We start from the raw sequence: 18,384 nt of genomic DNA on the forward strand, positions 1-18,384 counted from the left end.
GTCGGGATTCCTCGAAGTGAGAGGCCCCGCCACCTTGCCAACGCCCACGTCAGCCACGCGTCAACGCCGGGTTGACCTCCGGTTGACGCGGCGACTGATAACCTGGGGCCCTCTCCTTCCAAGGTCCCCTGCCCTCCCGGGCATCCCCATGCGAGTGCTCATCGTCGAAGACAACCGCGACCTCCAGGCGAACATCGCCCGGTTCCTGGGAGCGGACTTCCAGTTGGACTTCGCCACCACGGGGCCGCAGGGACTCACGCTCGCGCTGGGCCATGAATACGACGTCATCGTCCTGGACCTGATGTTGCCGGGTTTGAACGGCATCGAGCTGTGTCAGCGCTACCGGGAGCTCGCGCCCCGGCTGGTCCCCATCCTGATGCTGACCGCGCGGGACACGCTCGAAGACAAGGAGGAGGGCTTTCGCGCGGGCGCGGATGACTACCTCGTGAAGCCGTTCTCCCTGCGCGAGCTGCGCCTGCGCCTGGAGGCCCTGGCGCGGCGCCCCGTGCCTCCAAGTGGACGACGGCTGACGGTGGGACAGCTCACCCTGGAGCCGGACACCGGCTACACGCGGCTGGGCGAGCGCACCGTGCGCCTCAACAGGACGGAGGCGCTCATCTTGAAGCTGCTCATGGAGGCCGCGCCCAAGCCTGTCTCCACGGAGAAGCTGGCCCACCAGCTCTGGGGCGACGAGGCCCCGGAATCCAGCGCCCTGCGCACCCATGTCTATGCCCTGCGAGGCGCGCTCGCGGAGCTGGGGATGAGCCCCTCCATCACCACCCGACGCAATGAGGGCTACAGCCTGGATGCGCCCCAAGACTAGGTCGGTCCGAGGCCTCCTGCTGGGCGCCATGACGCTGTCCGCGGTGCTCGCGCTCGTGCTGATGGGAGCGTTCTTCACCGTCTTCAGCTACGACCTGGAGGACGCCATCTTCGGCCGGCTGGTGGCCACCGAGGCGGACCGGCGCCCGGGTGAAGCCAGCGTCGTCCCGTCCGGCATGACGACCTATGTCGGCCACGCCAGCCTTCCACCGTGGATCCAGGAGTCGGTGCCCAAGGACGCTCCACTCAGCGAGCGCGAGGTGTTCACCCGGGACCATGGCCACTTCCATGTCGCGGTGCGCCCGGACGAGGCCCAGGGACCCACGCGCTACGTGGTCTTCAACACGACGCAGCTGACGAGCACCACGCGCCATCTCCAACGGACAGCCAACCTGCTGGTGACCAGCGCCCTGCTGGCCCTGCTGGGCGCCGCGCTGCTCTCCCGCATCGTCGCGAGACGACTCAGCCGTCCCCTGGAGCAGCTCGTGTCACGGGTGCAAGCGGATGCCACCCCGCGCCCGGAAGAAGACGGCGGCATCGCCGAGGTGCGCGCGCTCGCGGCGGCCCTGCGCGACCGAGACACCCGCATCCAGGAGTTGCTGGAGCGCGAGCGGGCCTTCAACCGCGATGCGAGCCACGAGCTGCGCACGCCGCTGGCCGTGGCCCAGGGCGCGGTGGAGATTCTGGAGCAGGACCCACCGTCGGACGTGGAGACCTTCGAGCGGCTGCGTCAGGCGGTCCACCACATGGGCCTGCTGACCGAGGGCATCCTCTGGCTGGCCCGCGCGGGCCGCACCGACAAGGACTGCGAGTTGGTGCGCATCTCCCGCGAGATGGCCGCGCTGTACGGCGGCCCCCGCCAGCGAGGCGACGTGGAGCTCGTCATCGAAGCGGAGGGCGAGGTCTTCGTGTCGCTGCCAGGGTCCGTGGCGCGGGTGATGCTGGGCAACCTCATCAAGAACGCGCTCGCCTACACGAGCCAGGGACGCATCGTCATCCGCATCTCCCCCGATAGCTGGAGCATCCGCGACACGGGTGTGGGCTTCGGCCGGGTCGAACCCCAACACACGGGCTTCGGCATCGGACTGTCGCTCGTGGAGCGGCTGGCGCGCCGGTTCACCTGGGACATGGCCATCAGTCCCCTGGAGCCGCACGGGACGCAGGTGCGACTCACATGGCCCCGCGAGACCTGACGGCCGCGCGCGTCAGGCGTCAGTCGTCGCGGACATTCCGGACGTCCGGCTTCTTGCAGCCCGGCGTCATGCACAGCCCGCCGATGACGGTGCCGCCACCGAAGCCGGTCTGGAGGTCCAGTTGGCTCGCATGGATGCGAATCCGGACGAAGGGATGGCCACAGCCAAGGTCTTGGTCCAGGTCGGCGTCATGGGCCTCCAGCACCAGCGGCAGTCCTCGAAGCTGGAGCGCGAGCGGCTTGCCCCCCACCTGACGGGACACGAATCGCTCGTGGCGCCATTTGACGAAGCCCTCCGGCAGCGGCCGTTTGACCTCATGGGCGTTCTTGAACTCGAGGAAGACACGCGCACGGGCCCTCGTTGAGCGGGCCGGCTTCACGGCGCGGGCGAACAGCGTGGCCCTGTCACACGGCTCGCATTCATAGAGCCGGAGGGTGCGCGCCTCCGTGTCGGTGTCGAGCGAGGGGATGTGGAACACCCGCGTCGGCTTCACCCGCCGATTGCACTCGGGACAGGCCGCCCGGGCCTTGAGGTCCTCGTCGGAGAGTCGCGCCGGCTGAACGTCCCAGCACCGGGCTCCCGTGAGGCCGAAGGGCGCGGGCAAGCGCCGAGCCTCCTCCGCGCGCTGGAGGATGACCTTCGGCAGGGCCTTCGAGCGCTTCAGCGCCTCGAACTCCCGAACGAGCCAGTCGCCATCCACATCCTCCACCTCGGGTCGGCGGCCATCCACCAGCCACTCGACCACGCCACGGGCCAGGTTCTGGAACGCATCTGGCACACGGTCCTCGACGTTGGGGTCTCCCGCCTGCTTGAGCGCCGCCGCGAGCGCATGGGTGTTCGACTTCGCCTTCGTGCCCCGACGCTTCAAGTAGTCCCCGAAACCGACGCCCGAACGAATCGCGCGCTCATCCAGGTACTGCTCGCCGCGCTTCAGCTCCTTCGCGGTGAGCAGGTCCGGAGCGACGTGCTGGAGGGCCGGCAGATACTCGTCGGGCAGTTCCACCCGGTCGCCACCGAAGCGCCGGATGAAGTCCAGGGCATGGGCGATGGTTTCCTGCTGGTAGGAGGCGGGCAGCGAGCTTCCACTGACTTCTCCCGCCGCCATCCAGCCCGGCTCATCGCGGACGACGGCCTTGACCTCCTCGAACAGGTCCCCCTGCTCCCTGGCCAGTCGCTCCAGGACCTTGCGTGCCGAAGGGCGAAGCTGGCGCACCAGGCCCACGCACCACTGCGAGAAGCTCCACTCGCCCGACATCCCCGGGAGGGCGTAGCGCTTCGGCCAGCCCTCGAGTTCGGACAGCAGCTCGACACGGCGCTTCATCTCGCGGCGGCTCAGCAGCTTGACGCCCGCCAAGGGGAGCAGCTCCTCGTGCGTCACCGCCTCGAACGCGTTGCGCGGTCGGAACACGTTCGCCAGGAAGACGTCCCCTTCGGGCAGCGGAATCCTCAGCTCCATCAGCCGGTCGCGCATGGGCCGCAAGCGCTCCAGGTCCTCGGGCCGCGACTCGATGCCGATGGGCGCGGTGAAGTCACGCTCGCAGCTCGCGCAGGCCACGGCCTCTGGCGCGACGGGCACACCACACGCGCAGCGCAGGGCGTCGGTCCGGGGAGGAACGTACCGCAGCGCCGCTTCCCGGCGGTGCTTCCGCAAGGTGACGAAGTCGGTCTTCACACGCGGGTCGGAGTGACGCACGGACAGCGCGCGCTTCGTGCCTTCCCAGAGGAAGCACCGCACGTCACCGTCGAGCGCGAACACCGCCAACTCGCCACGTCCCCCCTTCCTCACGGCCAGGTCGAGGAGCGCCTCCAGGAACGCGCGCTCCGCCGGAGCCTCCGCGTCGGCCACGGCATAGCAGAGCTCGATGGGACTGGAGAGCCAGCCCAGGTCGACCAGCGGACGCTGACGCAGCTCTTCGAGGCGCTGGGCAACGGAGCGCGTCTGCCCCTCCAGCCGGCTTCGCAGCCAGGCCGCTTCCTTCCTCGGCGCGTTCTTGAATTCGATGCGGACCGCCAGCCCTGTCAGTCCCTTGATGTTCACGCTCACGCTCCCCGAAGTGAAACGCAGCCGCACGGATTACCCGATGGCAAATGTCACCGTCCATCCAAAGCCACTCACGTACCGCCATCGCGGCGCGGGAGTGAAGCCCCGGGAGGTGCCGTGCGCGTCGCACGAGGCTTCGGCATGGGCGCATGCTGACGACAGCGGCCAGGCCGAGGACCCTGCTCCATCCGCGTCACCACCAGACCCGAGTAGGTGTCCGCGTGTTCCTTCAAGTAGGTCACCAGGTCCACCTCCACCACCTCGCCAGCGAAGTGGTCACCGACAATCCACTTCCCGTTCCCGCTGTAGAGCCCGGTATGCCAGACCCAGACAGGGCGGCCCGACAGCTCGCCCACGGCACCCTCCGCGGGATTGGCGTCGAACCCCACCAGCCACAGCACGTCACCGGGCAGGAGCCGGGACACCTCGAGCGAAGAGGACGCCACGGGGGACAGGCCCGACACCGAGGCCCCTAGCTCCTCGGCGGGCACCGACACCGTGGGCAGCACGGAGAAGGACTTCCAGCCACAGCGCCCCACCCGCTCGGCGGCGTAGAACAACACGCCCTGGCAATCGAGCCCCGCGCCGCCTTCCCGCAGGCGCCCACCCAACACATAAGGCACGCCCAACACCTCTCGCGCGGCGAGCACGAAGCGCTCCGCGAGCCGCGCCCGCTCCTCGCGGGGAGTCTCCACCTGGGCATGCACGCGGAGACTCAGCCCCAATCCCATGGCAAGAGCCCACCGAGGAATGAATCCTCTCAGGCTCGCGCCGAATCCCTTGCACTCGAAGGCCATGTCCGGAGCGTGGCACGTCGCGCGGCGGCGCCGCAAAGCGACACACGCGCGGCACATCCCCGACGCCACGGGAACGCGGGCGGCTTTGACACCGGCTGCCGCTCACGCGTTCCCAGCAATGCTGCTAGAGAAACTTGTCCCAGCCGGTCTTGAACCAGTTCTTCACGGCGTCGGCCCTGTCGCCCCAGCTGTTCCCATGGGGCCCAGCGATGTCGATCATCCCGTTGACGCCTCGGGCCTTCAGGTCCTCGGCGGCCTTCACGGGGTCCTTCGAATCGCCCCACACCGAGATGGTGCCGGCGGCGGGGCTCCCAGCGGGCAGGAAGGTCTTGATGGCCTCGTCGGTCAGCTTGTCGTGACGCACCACGAAGGTGGCGGGCCCGCCCAGCTCTTTCGCCAGGTCGACCATCTTCTGTGCATCCGTCCCCTTCACCTCTCCCCCGGTGGGCGGGTTGATGGCCAGGATGGCATTGGGGAAGCGCTCACGAATCTTCGGCCCCCACTCCTGCATGTCCTCGAAGCCCAGGTTGAGCATCAACCGGTCCTCGGAGATGCCCACCTTCTCCAGCTCGTCGAGGACGGCCGGCATCTGGTCGGCCTCCTTGATGTCGAGCTTGAGTCCGCGCCCGGACTCCTTCCCCATCGTCAGCCACTCGTTGAGGGTGAGGTTGTCCCCGTCCTCGTGGTTCTTGTCGTGGCGCATCTCCGGAGAGTCCTTGTTGATCTCCTTCCGGACGTCACCTTCGAACCAGTTCGCGCCGCTGTTCAGCGCGTCCTCGAACTGCTCCTTCGTGTTGGTGCGATGCGCGTTGCGCGCCTCGGAGAGCGGCTGGGTCCCAGACCAGGTGTTGTCCACTGGAGCGGGGGACTCGGCGGACTTCGCGCTGGCGGTGGTGGCCTGGAAGCTGTCCACCTGGGAGTGGCCCTTGGCGACAGTCGCCGGAGCGACGGCCTTCACTTCGGGCGCCGGGGGCGGAGGAGACGGCTTGGGGAGCGGGACGACCCTGGGACCAATCCGACCGCCGTGCTCAAAAGGCATGGTGCATCCTCCGATTCTCAATTGTCGGGGAATGGCACGAAAAGGTGCTTGGGATGCGCCGCCCCCGCCGCTCACAGGTGAAGGACACCGCTCGCCGGCTGCGTGCGGGCCTTCACAGATGCGCCCGCGATTGAGCCCCGCCACGCCCCTAACCTTCTCCTCGCGCTGAGACGTCCACCCCATTCAGCGCCGGGAGAATCGACGTGTCCCACTTCCTTCCCACCCGCAGGGCCCTCCTCGCCGGCGCCGCGGCGACCACCGCCGGACTGGCGCTCCGGCCCGAACCCGCACGGGCCGCCCCCGCGCCCAGGCGTGCGCCGAGCGAGGACCCCGTCCGCCTCTTCTCCAACGAGAACCGCTACGGCCCTTCTGAAGGCGCGAAGCGAGCCATCCGCGAGTCCCTCCACCTCAGCAGCCGCTACGCCACGACCGACAGCGTCAATGTCCTCAAGCGCCTCATCGCCGAGCAGGAGGGCCTGACACCCGAGCACGTCCTGCTCACCGCGGGCTCCTTCGAGGCGCTGACGATCATCGCGGCGGAGTACGCCTCCGGTGGGGGCGGCGTCGTGTGCGCGGACCTGACCTTTCCCGTCCTCGCCAACTACGCCGAGCGCGTCGGAGGGAAGGTGCAGCGCGTTCCGCTCGACGCCACGCTGACGCATGACCTTGCGGCCATGGAGGCCCGCGTGGGCGCGGGCACGAAGCTCGTCTCGGTGTGCAATCCCAACAACCCCACGGGCACCATCGTCGACCCGGCCCGCTTGCGCGCCTTCTGCGAGGCGGTGTCTCCCCGCGCCACCGTGCTGGTGGACGAGGTGTATCTGAACTACCTGGAGCCCGCGCCGGGCCAGTCCATGGTGGACCAGGTGCGCGCGGGAAGCAGCGTCATCATCGCCCGCTCCTTCTCCAAGATTTATGGGCTGGCCGGCATGCGCGTGGGCTACGCCCTGGCCCAGCCCCAGGTCATCCAGCGGTTGTCCGAGCTGCGGATGTCCCTCCCCAACTCCACGTCCATCCTGGCCGCGACGGCGAGCCTTCAGGACAAGCCCTTCCTCGCCCGCATGCGCAAGCTCACCGCCGAGTCTCGCGAGGTCACCACCCGCGTCCTGGACGAACTGGGGATGAAGTACGTCGCGGGCCACGGCAACTTCCTCTGGATTCCCCTGACCCGGCAGCAACTGGACCTGCCCGTGCGCTTCGCCCCCCATGGCTTCCACCTGATGACGAACCCGAACGTCCCCATCTCCATGGACGACTCCGCATTGCGCCTGACGCTGGGCACGGTGGAGGAGATGCGCGCGTTCGGCACCCTCCTGCGCTCCTTGCTGAAGACCTGAGAGCAGCCAGACAGGCGCACGCATCCCCCGAGAGCCCGAGGCGCTCGCGCGTCGTCGGGCTGGATTCACTCTGATAGGTTCCCGCGCATGAAACACCGCCTGGCCCCCGCTCCAGCGTTCTGGACCCTGCAGCTCGGGGGCTGGGGGCTCTACGCCATCCTGCTCATCATCACCTTCTATCCGGCCATCAACGCGGATGGCGGCGCGCTGCACCTGGTGGTGGCCAAGGCACACCGCGCGCTGTACGGACTGGCGCTCACCAGCGTGATGAGGCTGGCCTACCGGCGCCTCTTTCCGGGCACCTTCCGGCGGCAGACGCTCTGGGCCATGGTCACCAGCGCGGCGTTCGGAGTCCTCTGGACGGTGCTGGGTGAGCTGTGGGCCATCTGGCTCTATCCCACGTACGACTGGCATCGACACCAGATGTCGCTTCCCCGGCTCTCGCTGGAATACGGCGTCACGCTGCTGGGCTGGAGCGGGCTCTACTTCGGAATCAAACACGCCCGAGCCTGGCAGGAGGAGCGCGAGCGCGCCCTGCGAGCGGACACCCTGGCGCAGGAGGCGCGGCTCGCGTCCCTGCGTCACCAGATGCACCCGCACTTCCTGTTCAACGCGCTCACCTCCGTGCGCGCCCTCATCGGGGAGGACCCCGCCCGTGCGCGGCGCATGGTGACGGAGATGGCGGACTTCCTGCGCTTCTCGCTCCAGAAGGGGGACTACCCGCATGTCCCGCTGGAGGAGGAGCTGTCCATGGTGCGCAGCTACCTGAGCATCGAGTCGGTGCGCTTCGAGGAGAAGCTGGACGCGAGCCTCTCCGTGGAGCCCGGCACCGAGCAGCTCACCGTGCCGGCGTTCCTCATCCAGCCGCTGGTGGACAACGCGGTGAAGCACGGCCTCGCGTCCGGCGTGCTGCCAGTGCGCGTACGTGTGCGGGTGACGCGGGTGCGGGACGTGCTGCGCATCCAGGTGGACAACACCGGCACGTGGGCGCCCGCGGCGCGCGAGCTGGGCCCCCAGGGCACGGGCACCGGGCTGCGCAACGTGCGCGAGCGACTGGCCCACCTCTACGCGGACCGCGCGAAGCTGGAGACGTCGGAGACGGAGGGATGGGTCCACATCGTCGTCGAGCTCCCCGCCATGGAATGGACCCCGATACTCGCGGAGGAATCGCATGACGCTGCCCCTGCGCGCGTTGCTCGTGGATGACGAGCGGCTCGCCCGAGTCGAGCTGCGCGAGATGCTGTCATCGTCTCCCCATGTGAAGGTCGTGGGCGAGGCGGACAGCGTGAAGTCCGCGCTGGAGCGAATCGAGGAGCTGCGGCCGGAGCTGCTCTTCCTGGACGTGCAGATGCCCGGAGAGGGTGGCTTCGAGCTGCTCGCCCGCCTGCCCGAGCGGCCATTCCAGGTGATTTTCGTCACGGCCCACGACACGCACGCGCTGCGGGCGTTCGAGGTCAACGCGCTGGACTACCTGCTCAAGCCCGTGCATCCGGACCGGCTGGCGCGGGCCGTGGAGCGACTGGTGGAACGGGAGCAGGGTAAACCGGCGCCCGCGCAGGGCCCCACCCGCCAGAAGCTCACCGAGGCGGACGTGCTGTTCCTGGAGAACGGCGCGAAGTCGCGCTTCGTGCGGGTGGAGCAGCTCGTCTGCCTTCGCGGCGCGGGCGACTACGTGGAGCTCGTCACGGCGGACGGCCAGTGCACGCTGTCACCGCGCCCCTTGAAGGAGTGGGAGCTGCGCCTGCCGGAGCGGACCTTCGCGCGCATCCACCGCTCCGCGCTGGTCAACCTGACCTACGTCGAGCGCGTGGACCGGGGCTTGAGCGGCGGGGGTGACGTCTACCTGCGCGGGCTGGAAGCGCCGCTGCCGCTCAGCCGGAGCCATGCGTCGGCGCTGCGCGAGCGGTTCGGCTGACCGGCTGCGCCCGTGAGCGCGCGGCGACTACCTGCCGCGCTGCTCCTGCTCGCGACAGCGCTCCACGAAGTCCAGCACCTCGCGCGACACGGAGCCCTCCGGCAGCGCGAAGTAGCGCGAGACGATATCCACGGTGGCGATGTACTCCGGCAGGTTGTAGCCGTAGAAGACCAGACGCCCGAGCCGCGAACCCTCTCTGGCGCTCAGGTGCTCGCTCAGCGTGGAGCACGCCAGGTCCACCGACTCACGCAGCGAGAGCCCTCCGGTGCCAGCCCCCAGGGCGACCATGGCCACGGAGAGGTCTGCTTCGTCCAACTGCTCCAGCGTCTCCCACAGCTTCACGCAGGCCGCGCGGATGCGCTGCGAGTCCGGGAACGAGCCCCCGTGAATGCCCTCGCGATAGTCCATCACCGCGACGTGGGCCACCCACTTCGCCGTGGGGTGCGCGCCCGCCTCCGTCACCAGCACCTCTCCCGGCGCCATGGGTCCACCGAAGCGCGCATTCAGCGCCGCGAGGATGTGCTCCTGGAAGCCTTCGCCGCACGCCCGGCGGATGGCGCCGGAGACACCCGAGCCGAGCTGGCCATTCGTGTTGGATGCATTGACGAGCACCCGCTCGCGTCCGCTCACCAGACTGCCTTGCACCACTTCGACAGACGACAGCCGTGAGCCCACGTCAGGGCTCTTCAACACCACGTTCGACAAGCGCATGCACGACCTTCCCAGGTCCACTCAAGACAAGCGGGACCCGCCAGAGCACCGGCCGGTCCCGCGAAAAAATTGTAAGGGATTCCGGTGGAGCGGACCTTGGGCCCGCTCTACATCCGGCTCACTCCACGGCGCGCTTCGCCTCGGGGTCGATGACGCGGTTGCCCTTCCACCAGTCATGCTCGCCGTAGCGCTGCTGGGCCCGGTCCACTCCGCCGTAGTTCCCGGTGACGATGTCCGCCAGGTTGGCCAGGGACTCGGAGCCCTCTTTGTAGTACTTGGAATGGTCGCCCATGTTGCTCTTGTCCCCGCGGTCCTTCGCCTCCGCGGTGAACCGGTTGGCGCCGAACTTGTTCTCGGACGGGTCCTGTCCCAGCGGGTCCCCGGGCAGGTTGCTGCCGTTGAGCCAGGACACCACGTCCCGGCTGGCCGAGCCGGACCACACGTGGCCATTGGCGAGCGCGCCGTCGTAGTCCTTCACCGACTTGGCGCTGCCCGCGCCGGGGCTGCCGATGAGCACCAGGTCATCCGCCTGGAGGCCGTTCTTGTCGGCGGCGATGGAGGCGGTGGTGCTGCCATAGCTGTGGCCAATGACAGTCAGGTGCGGCTGGTTTCCGTCCCGCGCGGCGCGGATGCCGGCCACGTCGGCGGCCAGCAGCTTGGCGCCATTCTCCGCGGCGTTGTCGGACGCCACGTTCTGGAAGCCCGGCGCGTCGTAGCCCATCCAGGCCACCGTCGCGACCTCACCCTGCTGCGTGCCCGAGGCCTTGTGGAGCTTGAGCGCGTCGCTGGTGATGTTGTCCATGTAGCCGCGCACGTCCGAGTTCAGGCCCGGCACGCTCACCGACACATGCTTCGCGGTGTCCAGGTTGCCGGCGACGATGGCCGCACGGCCCTCGCCATTGACGAAGGTCGAGTCATAGACGAGCAGCTGCGCGGAGCCCGCCTCCTTCGCCACCCGGTCCAGCTGCGTCTGCACGGCCCGCGCGTTCTCCAGCTGGCGCTGTTGGTCCTTGGAGGGTGACTTCTCCGCGCTGAGCTGGGCGACTTCATTCTTCAGCTGCGTGCGGTTCGCGGTGTCACGCACGGAGGCCGGCAGGCCATCCATGGAGCCGAGCTTCTTGGGGTCCGAGCTGACCACCTGCGACTGCTCCGTGGGCGACAGCTGCTTCCACCAACCCGCGCGGGCCTTCGGGTCCGCGGGCGCGCTGTCCAGCGGCCCCTTGGCGGCGAGCGGCGCATTCTCCCCGGTGAGCTTCTCCGCCCCCGTCTTGCGAGGCCCCTCGAACGCGGAGACCGTCTCCACCTTCTCCACGGGCTTCGCCTTGGGCTTTTCCTTGGCCGCCGTCTGCTGCTCGGCCGCGACGCGCGCGGCCTCCGCTCGGCGACGGGCGGACTCGGCTGCGCTGCTGTTCACAGAGGAGATACCGGCCATGACAGCGCCTCGTGTTGAAGGGGGGATACCTACATCTTCGCGAATCAGCCGAAAATGTTTCCTGACGCCTAGGAAAAACCGAGGGGCGTGATGTGACGCAGGACGTCACACCTTTCGGCTGCGACCCACGGCGCTCCGAGTCACGTTGGCGCAGGCATCGCGCGAACCCGGACGCCAGAAAGCAGAAGGCCCGGGGCCGCTGTTCGCGACCACCGGGCCTTCGTCAACGACTGGGGGCGGGATTACTTCGTGGGGTTGTCCACGCCGTTGTTGGTCCACACGTAGCGCTGAATCCAGTCACCACCGACGCCCAGGCCCGTCTCACGCTGGCGGTCCTGGACGAGCGCGGGGGGCAGGCCCTTGTCCTGGAAGGACGCGGGCACGCGGGTGCCGGACTCGAGGTGCGAGTTGTTGACGACCTCGTACTGGAGGTTGGGCTTGCCGGTCTTCTCGTCGATGCCGGTGCACGTCACCTGCGTGCGGTAGGAGCCGATGAACCACTCCAGCGAGGTGTACTTCTCCTTGCTCTTCTCGTCGGTGCCCGGGCCGGTGAAGCGGTACAGGGCCTTGTCCTTCTGCGCGTCGGTGGCCTCGGCGGGAGGGAACACGTCGCCGGGCTTCGGGTTCGGGTACATCTTGAAGAACTCTTCGGTGACCTGCTGCTGGTGGGGGCGGCCCGCCAGGTCTTCGGTGTACGCGTTGTCGCGCACGGTGACGCGCTCGGTGCCGTTGTCCGTCTTGTCCCAGGTGCCCAGGTCCTTGGGCTTCTCCTCGAGCAGCCAGGTGCCCCACAGCTTGGGCCAGTCACCCTGCAGCTTCTGCCCCGTCACCGGGTCCGTCGTCCGGGTGATGCCTTCCAGGTCCACCTTGCCCAGCGTCTTCAGGCTCTGGGTGATGGAGGAGTCCTTGCCGACGAGCAGCTCCGACGTCTTGGCCAGGGCATCCATGCCGCCCTCGGCCGCCTTCACCAGCTGGTCGGCGGCGCCGTCCGGCAGCACCTTCGTGACGCCGTGGTACGCGGTGCGCAGCCCCGTCTGGAACACGTCGCGGGCCAGGTCCTTCGGGTCGGTGATGGCCTTCTTGAACGCGTCCGTGACGGGGTTGTGCTTCACGTCCTCGAACACGTCCTTGGTCGTGTCGACGACGGCCTTCTTCACGTCGTTGGTCGTGTCGACGACCGCCTTCTTCACGTCCGTCGCCTTGTCGACGACCGTGTCCTTCACGTCGTTGACGGTGTTCGTCACCGTCTTCCGAACGTCGTTGAAGCTGGGGATCTTGAAACCCATGTGGGTGGAACCTCGGGGGGTGTGGGCGGCCAGACTTCGGCTGACTCTGGAGTTATCGGCCCTGGAACGTCGATTGTTTCTTGTAGGCTGAGAACCACGCCCCACCCTTGGATTTCCCCTGAATCCAGGGGGTTGCGAGGACCTTCATGCAGCCACACTCCGACTGGCGCCCCCACGCGCTCGATGGCGCCCTCCTCTGGTTCCACCGGATCACCGGCACGAACCTCCGCGTGGACGGACCCCGGACGCGCCACCTGCGGCGAAGGGCGCCCCGGCTGGTCCTCTTCGGCATCACCAACGCGTGCAACCTCGCGTGCACCTTCTGTTCGAGAGAGCGGGAAGCGAAGAGCGAGTGGACGGTGGACTCCGCCTTCGACGTGCTGGCGGGCCTGGCCCGCGCGGGCACGCTGGAGGTCGCGTTCGGTGGCGGCGAGCCCCTCGCCTTTCGTGGCCTCGATGAGCTGGTGCGGCGGCTGTCGAACGAGACGCCGCTCGCCATCCACTTCACCACCAACGGGATGCTGCTCTCCGACGAGCGACTCGCACGACTCGCGCCCCACCTGGGAGAGGTCCGCGTGTCGCTCTACGACGACAACGACTGGGAGGCGTGTGTCGAGCGGCTCGCCCGCGCCGGACAGACGTTCGGCGTGAACATCCTCGCGACCCCGGAGCGACTGCCCACGCTGCCCGCACAGCTCCGGACGCTTCACGCGCTGGGCTGTCGAGATGCCGCGCTCCTGCGCTACGTCGGCGACGACGCGAAGCTCCGACTGAGTCCTTCGGATGAGGCACGACTCACGGAGGTGCTCGCGGACAGCCCGCTGCGCACGCGCCTGTCGGTCTGCTTCGGAGACACGCTGACGGAGGTCCCCCGGCTCTTCGGCGGCGACTGCGGCGCGGGGCTCGACTTCGTCACCCTGACGTCGGACCGACGGCTGAAGGCGTGCTCGTTTCAGGGCGGGGGACTTCCCATCACCTCGGCGGAGGATGTGCTCGCGGGATGGAACGGGCGGCGAGACGTGCTGTCCGCGCCGTCGCCCCTGGCGGGCTGTGCGCGCGCGGGGGCGCCTTTGGGAGAGGCGCTGACCGACGGCGTTCGCGTGTGGCGCGGGTTCTCCGGAAACAACAGCGGAGACTGCGTGCTCGTGGGTCGCTTCGAGACGGCTGAAGAGGCCACGGCCTACCTCGACACGCTCCTGCCAGACTGGAAGTCGGGACGCGCCTACCCGGAGCGATGGAAGGAGCTGCTCGCGGCGGAGGGCATCCCGGTGGGCGCGGAGGAGCGCGTCCCCGATTTGATGGCCTCGCTGGGCCGGGTGGTGATGCTGCACACCGAGATGACGCTGGATGACGACTTCCCCGCGCTGCGGACCCTCTTGTGGAAGCGCAAGGGGCGCATGGTCCACTCGGAGATTCACGGGCACGGTAGATTCGAGCTGGCGACCGCGTTTGGAGTGCGGGACACGGCGACCCTGGGCGCACTGGAGCGCGTGCTGGAAGAGGAAGTGCACGGCTCTTTCATCCGCCATGCGAACCAGCTCCACGGGCTCGTGGGCTACTGGGGCGCCCCTGGTGGCAGGGAGTCCCTCGACACCGTGGTGGCGAGGCTGAAGACACTCGCCCAGGAGAACGGCGCGGTCGTCGCGGCGGAGCTGGTGGAGGTCCCCAAGGACCTGCGCCTCGAACAGCGCCTCGCCTCGCGCGGCCCTCACGCGGGGCGGCTGCGCCTGTGGGTCCTGTTCCAGTCCGCGGAGGTGGCGAGCCGCTATGCGAAGGACCTGACCGGCGACGTCACGGTGGCGGGCCCGCACGTCCTGCTGGAGGAAGACCACTTTGGCCCCCGCCTGGGTTACCTCGCCCAGCGCCAGGGTGGCACCGCGCTCATGCTCACCAGTCAGCGCGTCATCGTGAGGGGCTCCTTCTCGCAGCCGAAGCGCGGCCCGCCCGACGTCGTCCCGCACCTTCGTCCGTACCTGACACCGGACGACCGCGTGGAATCGGCACCCGGGAACGACAGCCTCTCGGTCCGGGTCAACACGATGGAACCCGGACGCGTGCTGAAGGCGCTCGTCGAGCTGGAGGCCGTGCTGGGCCTGCATGCCTGGGTTCGGGTGTACTCCGACGACCCGCTCGCGGAGGCACTGCACCGCCTCCGCGAGGACGTGAACGAAGAACTCCGTCGACGGTAGCGACGGCCCTACCCCTGCTCGGCCCGGGGGACTTCTCGCCGCGGGCCCAGGTGCCATCCCTTGGCCCGCTCCTGCTCACGCCAGAGCGCCGCATAGGGCCCCTCGCGACGCACCAGCTCGTCGTGAGTCCCGCTCTCCGCCACGCGTCCGCGCTCCAGCACCACGATGCGGTGCGCGCGACGCACCGTCCGCAGCCGGTGCGCAATCACGACCACCGTCTTGTGCCGGACCAGCTCGTCAATCGCCCGCTGAATCTCCGCCTCCGCGGACGCATCGACCGAAGCCGTGGCCTCGTCGAGCAGGACGATGGGCGCGTCCTTGAGGATGGCCCGCGCGATGGACAGCCGCTGCCGCTCGCCTCCCGAGAGTGAGCCACCGTCCTCGGTGAGCACGGTGTCGAAGCCCTGGGGGAGCGCCTGGATGAAGTCGTGCGCCCTCGCGGCCCTGGCGGCGCGCTCGACGTCCTCCCGGGACGCATCCGCGCGGCCCACGCGCAGGTTGTCGAGCACCGTCCCGGAGAACAGCACCACGTCCTGGAACACCATCGCGATGTGCCGGTGCAGCTCCTCGAACGGCAAATCCCGGATGTCGACTCCGCCGATGCGAATGGCCCCCTGCCCTCGCGGCACGTCCCACAGCCGCGCGACCAGATGCACCAGCGTCGACTTGCCCGAGCCCGAGGCACCGACAATCGCCGTGAGCGACTGCTCGCGGAACTCGACGGAGACGTCCTTCAGCACGTGCTCCCCTTCGTACGCGAAGGAGACGGCCTCCACCTCCACGTTGAAGCGGGTGACAGGCGCCGCCGGCGAGGAAGGCTCGCTCAGCGGCTTCTCGGCCATGAGCCGGTCCACGCGCTCCAGCGCGCGCTGGGAGCCTCGGAGCATGAGGAGCGCCACGCCCAGCTCGGCCACCTGTCGCGTCACGCCCACGCTCACCACGAGGAACACCAGGAGCGTCCCCGGAGCCAGCGTCCCCTGGAAGGCCAGCGTGCTGCCCACGAACGCCACGACGACGAAGCTCGCCTCGACCAGGAAGCCGAAGACGGACAGGAGCGGTGACGGCGCCACCTCCGCGCGGATGAGCGCGTCACGCAGCCGCTCCATCGCCTTCACGAAGCGCTGGTACACCTCACCGTGTCGACCGAAGGCGCGGAGCACGGCGATGCCCTGCACGTACTCGACGATGCGCGCGTTCACGTCCGCCGTCGCCTCGAGCACGGAGGTGATTTCCCGCACGAAGAGGGGCGTCGTGGCCGCCAGGACGACGAGCGCGACGGGCAACATCGCGAGGACGGCGAGCCCCAGCCGCCAGTCGAGGAAGCACAGCCCGAGGCCCACCAGCATCGGCAGGGCGAAGCTGGCGGCGAAGACGCCGATGATGTGCGACCAGATGTCCTCGACGAGCGCCAGGTCCGTCGTGAGCACGCCCATCAGCTCGCCGCTGCGGTGCTGGGTGAAGAAGCCCATGGGCAGCCGCCGCAGGTGGTCCGCCGTGCGGATGCGGGCCTGTCCCATCAGCGCATGGGCCGCGGTGAAGATGTTCGACATCGCCGACCGGGTGAACACCATCCGCAGGAGCACCGCGAGGACGATGCCGCCCGTCACCTGGCCCGTCAGCTCCAGGGTGAGCCGTCGCTCCAACGCCGCACGGACGAAGAACAGGACCAGCGCATAGGGCAGCGCCGTCGCCACCGCCTCACCGAAGGCGAAGAGGAAGCCGCGCCGCAGCCGCTCGTCCTTCTGGCCCGCCAGCCGCTCTCCGAGCGTGAAGAACTCTCCAATCATGATGCCACCTCCACACCACGCGGGGCTTCTGCCTCGGCACCGCCGAGCGACCAGTCCCGTGCATCCGAGTGACTCGCCCACAGTCGCTGGTAGAGCGCGCAGCGCGAGAGCAGCACCTCATGCGGACCCTGGTCCTGGACCCGCCCTCCGTCGAGCACGACGATGTGGTCGGCGGTGGCGATGGTCGACAGCCGGTGGGCGACGACCACGACGGTCCTCCCCTCGCACAACTCCGACAACGCCTCCTGGATGCGCGCCTCGTTCTCCGGGTCCGCGAACGCGGTCGCCTCGTCGAGCAGGAGCACGGGCGCGGCCTTGAGCAGGGCCCGCGCGATGGACAGCCGCTGCTTCTCTCCACCGGACAGTCGCGCGCCACGCTCACCCAGCATCGTGTCGTACCCCTGGGGCAGCCCGAGGATGAAGTCGTGCGCCCGCGCGGCGCGGCATGCGGCCTCCAGCTCCGCGTCCGTCGCCTCCGCGCGCCCCAGCCGCAGGTTGTCGCGGACGGAGCCATGGAAGAGGAACACGTCCTGGAACACCATGGAGACGCGCGAGAGCAGCGTGTCGAGGGGCAGCTTACGCACGTCGACGCCTCCCAGCTCCACCGTGCCGCCGTGGGCCTCCCACAGCCTGGGCACGAGCTTCACGAGCGTCGACTTGCCAGCGCCCGAGGGCCCCACGAGCGCGGTCACCTTCCCGGCCGGCGCATCGAACGTGACGCGGTGGAGCACGTCCTTCCCCGCGCTGTCGTAGCGGAAGTCGACCTCGCGGAAGGAGATTCCGTCATGTCGTGGCGACTCGGTGCCCGCGACGTCTTCCAGGTCGGGCGCCAGGAGGATGTCGTGGATGCGCTCGTTGCCCGCCGTGACGCGCTCGACGTTGCCCCACGCGAACATCAGCCGCATCAGCGACATGAGGAGCTGGGGTCCCAGCACCAGGAACAACACCAGCGACTCCAGCGAGAGCCCACCTCGCACGTAGAGCCAGCCTCCCAGGGGCACGAGGACGACGAGGCTGGAGCCGATGAGCGCGCCGAAGGCGCCATAGCCCCGCCCGTTGGTGCGCATGAAGCCCTCCATCCACGCCAGGCCCTCCTCGATGGAGCGCGAGAGGTCCCCGAAGCGGGCCGCGGAGAGGCCAAACGTCTTGATGACCTTGATGCCCCGGAAGTACTCCAGGAGCGACGCGTTCATCCGCTGCTGAATCTCGTTCCACCGCGCATGCGCCTTGCCGACATCGCGCATCGCGAGCGCCATGGCGCCCACGGCCAGCGGAGCGACGGCGATGCTCGCCAGGGCCATCCGCCAGTCCACCCACAGCAGCGCGACAGCCGTGGCGAGCGGAACCACCATGGCGGCCACCGCGTCCGGGAAGTTGTGCGCGACGAACGACTCAATCTGATTCACGTCGTCCATCAGCGTCGTCTTCAGCGAGCCCGTGGACCGACGGCTGAAGAACGACAGTGGCACCGCGCCGAGCTTCCGCGCGATTCGCAGGCGCAGCGCATGGAGGATTCGGAATGCGGCGATGTGCGCGGCCATCGTCGCCCCCGCGACGAACAGGTAGCGCAGCACCAGCGCCCCCACTGCGACGAGCGCCAGCGTGCGGACCTCGTCCAGCTTCGGCGGCTCCGCGTAGATGGCCGTGGCCATGCGCGCGACAACGAAGAACGGCACCAACCCCAGCGCGGCGGCCACCGTCGAGCTGAGCGCCGCGAGCCCCACCAGCGGCCCCTGCAAACCCAGCAGCGACACCAACCCTCGCAGGCCAGGCGGCGGATGACTCGGCGACTCCTCGACGACACTCACGGACGACCTCCCATTGACTTGATTTCG

General features: G+C 68.9%; 14 protein-coding genes. 6 read left to right on the plus strand and 8 right to left on the minus strand.

Annotated elements, in window-relative coordinates:
- Window positions 1-148: 148 nt before the first annotated feature.
- On the plus strand, window positions 149-823 hold the full coding sequence (locus tag HR086_RS08955; RefSeq protein WP_141641457.1) for a response regulator transcription factor: 675 nt from the start codon (window positions 149-151) through the stop codon (window positions 821-823).
- Complete coding sequence (locus HR086_RS08960; RefSeq protein WP_254626258.1) at window positions 807-2,015, plus strand: HAMP domain-containing sensor histidine kinase; 1,209 nt, start codon at window positions 807-809, stop codon at window positions 2,013-2,015. The genes HR086_RS08955 and HR086_RS08960 overlap by 17 nt, the downstream gene beginning before the upstream one ends.
- A gap of 19 nt (window positions 2,016-2,034) precedes the next feature.
- Here the strand turns inward: HR086_RS08960 and HR086_RS08965 are convergent, their stop codons facing one another.
- The 3 genes from HR086_RS08965 to HR086_RS08975 all read right to left on the minus strand — a co-directional run bounded on the left by HR086_RS08965 (window position 2,035) and on the right by HR086_RS08975 (window position 5,892).
- Window positions 2,035-4,053, minus strand: a complete 2,019-nt coding sequence (locus HR086_RS08965) for a hypothetical protein (protein WP_174465361.1) — start codon at window positions 4,051-4,053, stop codon at window positions 2,035-2,037.
- Between the two features lie 74 nt (window positions 4,054-4,127).
- Complete coding sequence (locus HR086_RS08970) at window positions 4,128-4,787, minus strand: hypothetical protein (protein WP_174463957.1); 660 nt, start codon at window positions 4,785-4,787, stop codon at window positions 4,128-4,130.
- 190 nt (window positions 4,788-4,977) lie between these two features.
- Entirely contained in the window at window positions 4,978-5,892 is a 915-nt protein-coding gene (locus HR086_RS08975; protein ID WP_174462699.1) for an FAM151A/B family protein, read from the minus strand.
- Between the two features lie 203 nt (window positions 5,893-6,095).
- On the opposite strand from HR086_RS08975, the gene HR086_RS08980 reads away from it, so the two are divergent.
- The 3 genes from HR086_RS08980 to HR086_RS08990 all read left to right on the plus strand — a co-directional run bounded on the left by HR086_RS08980 (window position 6,096) and on the right by HR086_RS08990 (window position 9,144).
- Window positions 6,096-7,229 carry a histidinol-phosphate transaminase gene (locus HR086_RS08980; protein WP_174465365.1) on the plus strand — a complete coding sequence of 378 codons (1,134 nt, stop codon included), beginning with the start codon at window positions 6,096-6,098 and terminating at the stop codon, window positions 7,227-7,229.
- 87 nt (window positions 7,230-7,316) lie between these two features.
- Entirely contained in the window at window positions 7,317-8,435 is a 1,119-nt protein-coding gene (locus HR086_RS08985; RefSeq protein ID WP_141641461.1) for a sensor histidine kinase, read from the plus strand.
- Window positions 8,401-9,144: a LytTR family DNA-binding domain-containing protein gene (locus tag HR086_RS08990; protein WP_141641462.1), complete on the plus strand. Its 744-nt coding sequence runs from the start codon at window positions 8,401-8,403 to the stop codon at window positions 9,142-9,144. Before HR086_RS08985 ends, HR086_RS08990 begins: the two co-directional genes overlap by 35 nt.
- A 27-nt stretch (window positions 9,145-9,171) precedes the next feature.
- On the opposite strand, the gene HR086_RS08995 is transcribed toward HR086_RS08990, so the two are convergent.
- From HR086_RS08995 to HR086_RS09005, 3 genes are all read right to left on the minus strand, one after another.
- Complete coding sequence (locus HR086_RS08995) at window positions 9,172-9,855, minus strand: macro domain-containing protein (RefSeq protein ID WP_174462702.1); 684 nt, start codon at window positions 9,853-9,855, stop codon at window positions 9,172-9,174.
- A 118-nt stretch (window positions 9,856-9,973) separates the two neighbouring features.
- On the minus strand, window positions 9,974-11,287 hold the full coding sequence (locus HR086_RS09000) for an alpha/beta hydrolase (RefSeq protein ID WP_174465366.1): 1,314 nt from the start codon (window positions 11,285-11,287) through the stop codon (window positions 9,974-9,976).
- Window positions 11,288-11,529: 242 nt separating this feature from the next.
- Window positions 11,530-12,573 (minus strand): hypothetical protein, encoded by a 1,044-nt coding sequence (locus HR086_RS09005; protein WP_141641465.1) that lies wholly within the window; start codon window positions 12,571-12,573, stop codon window positions 11,530-11,532.
- 146 nt (window positions 12,574-12,719) lie between these two features.
- Here HR086_RS09005 and HR086_RS09010 point away from each other — a divergent pair, with 146 nt between their 5' ends.
- Complete coding sequence (locus HR086_RS09010) at window positions 12,720-14,762, plus strand: radical SAM protein (RefSeq protein WP_174465367.1); 2,043 nt, start codon at window positions 12,720-12,722, stop codon at window positions 14,760-14,762.
- A gap of 8 nt (window positions 14,763-14,770) precedes the next feature.
- Here HR086_RS09010 and HR086_RS09015 read toward each other — a convergent pair whose 3' ends face one another.
- Both HR086_RS09015 and HR086_RS09020 read right to left on the minus strand, forming a co-directional pair.
- Window positions 14,771-16,549: an ABC transporter ATP-binding protein gene (locus HR086_RS09015; protein WP_174465368.1), complete on the minus strand. Its 1,779-nt coding sequence runs from the start codon at window positions 16,547-16,549 to the stop codon at window positions 14,771-14,773.
- Window positions 16,546-18,357: an ABC transporter ATP-binding protein gene (locus HR086_RS09020; protein ID WP_174465369.1), complete on the minus strand. Its 1,812-nt coding sequence runs from the start codon at window positions 18,355-18,357 to the stop codon at window positions 16,546-16,548. The genes HR086_RS09015 and HR086_RS09020 overlap by 4 nt, the downstream gene beginning before the upstream one ends.
- Between the last annotated feature and the right edge of the window lie 27 nt (window positions 18,358-18,384).

It is taken from the genome of Myxococcus sp. CA039A, from assembly GCF_013336645.1.
Taxonomy (GTDB): Bacteria; Myxococcota; Myxococcia; order Myxococcales; family Myxococcaceae; genus Myxococcus; species Myxococcus llanfairpwllgwyngyllgogerychwyrndrobwllllantysiliogogogochensis.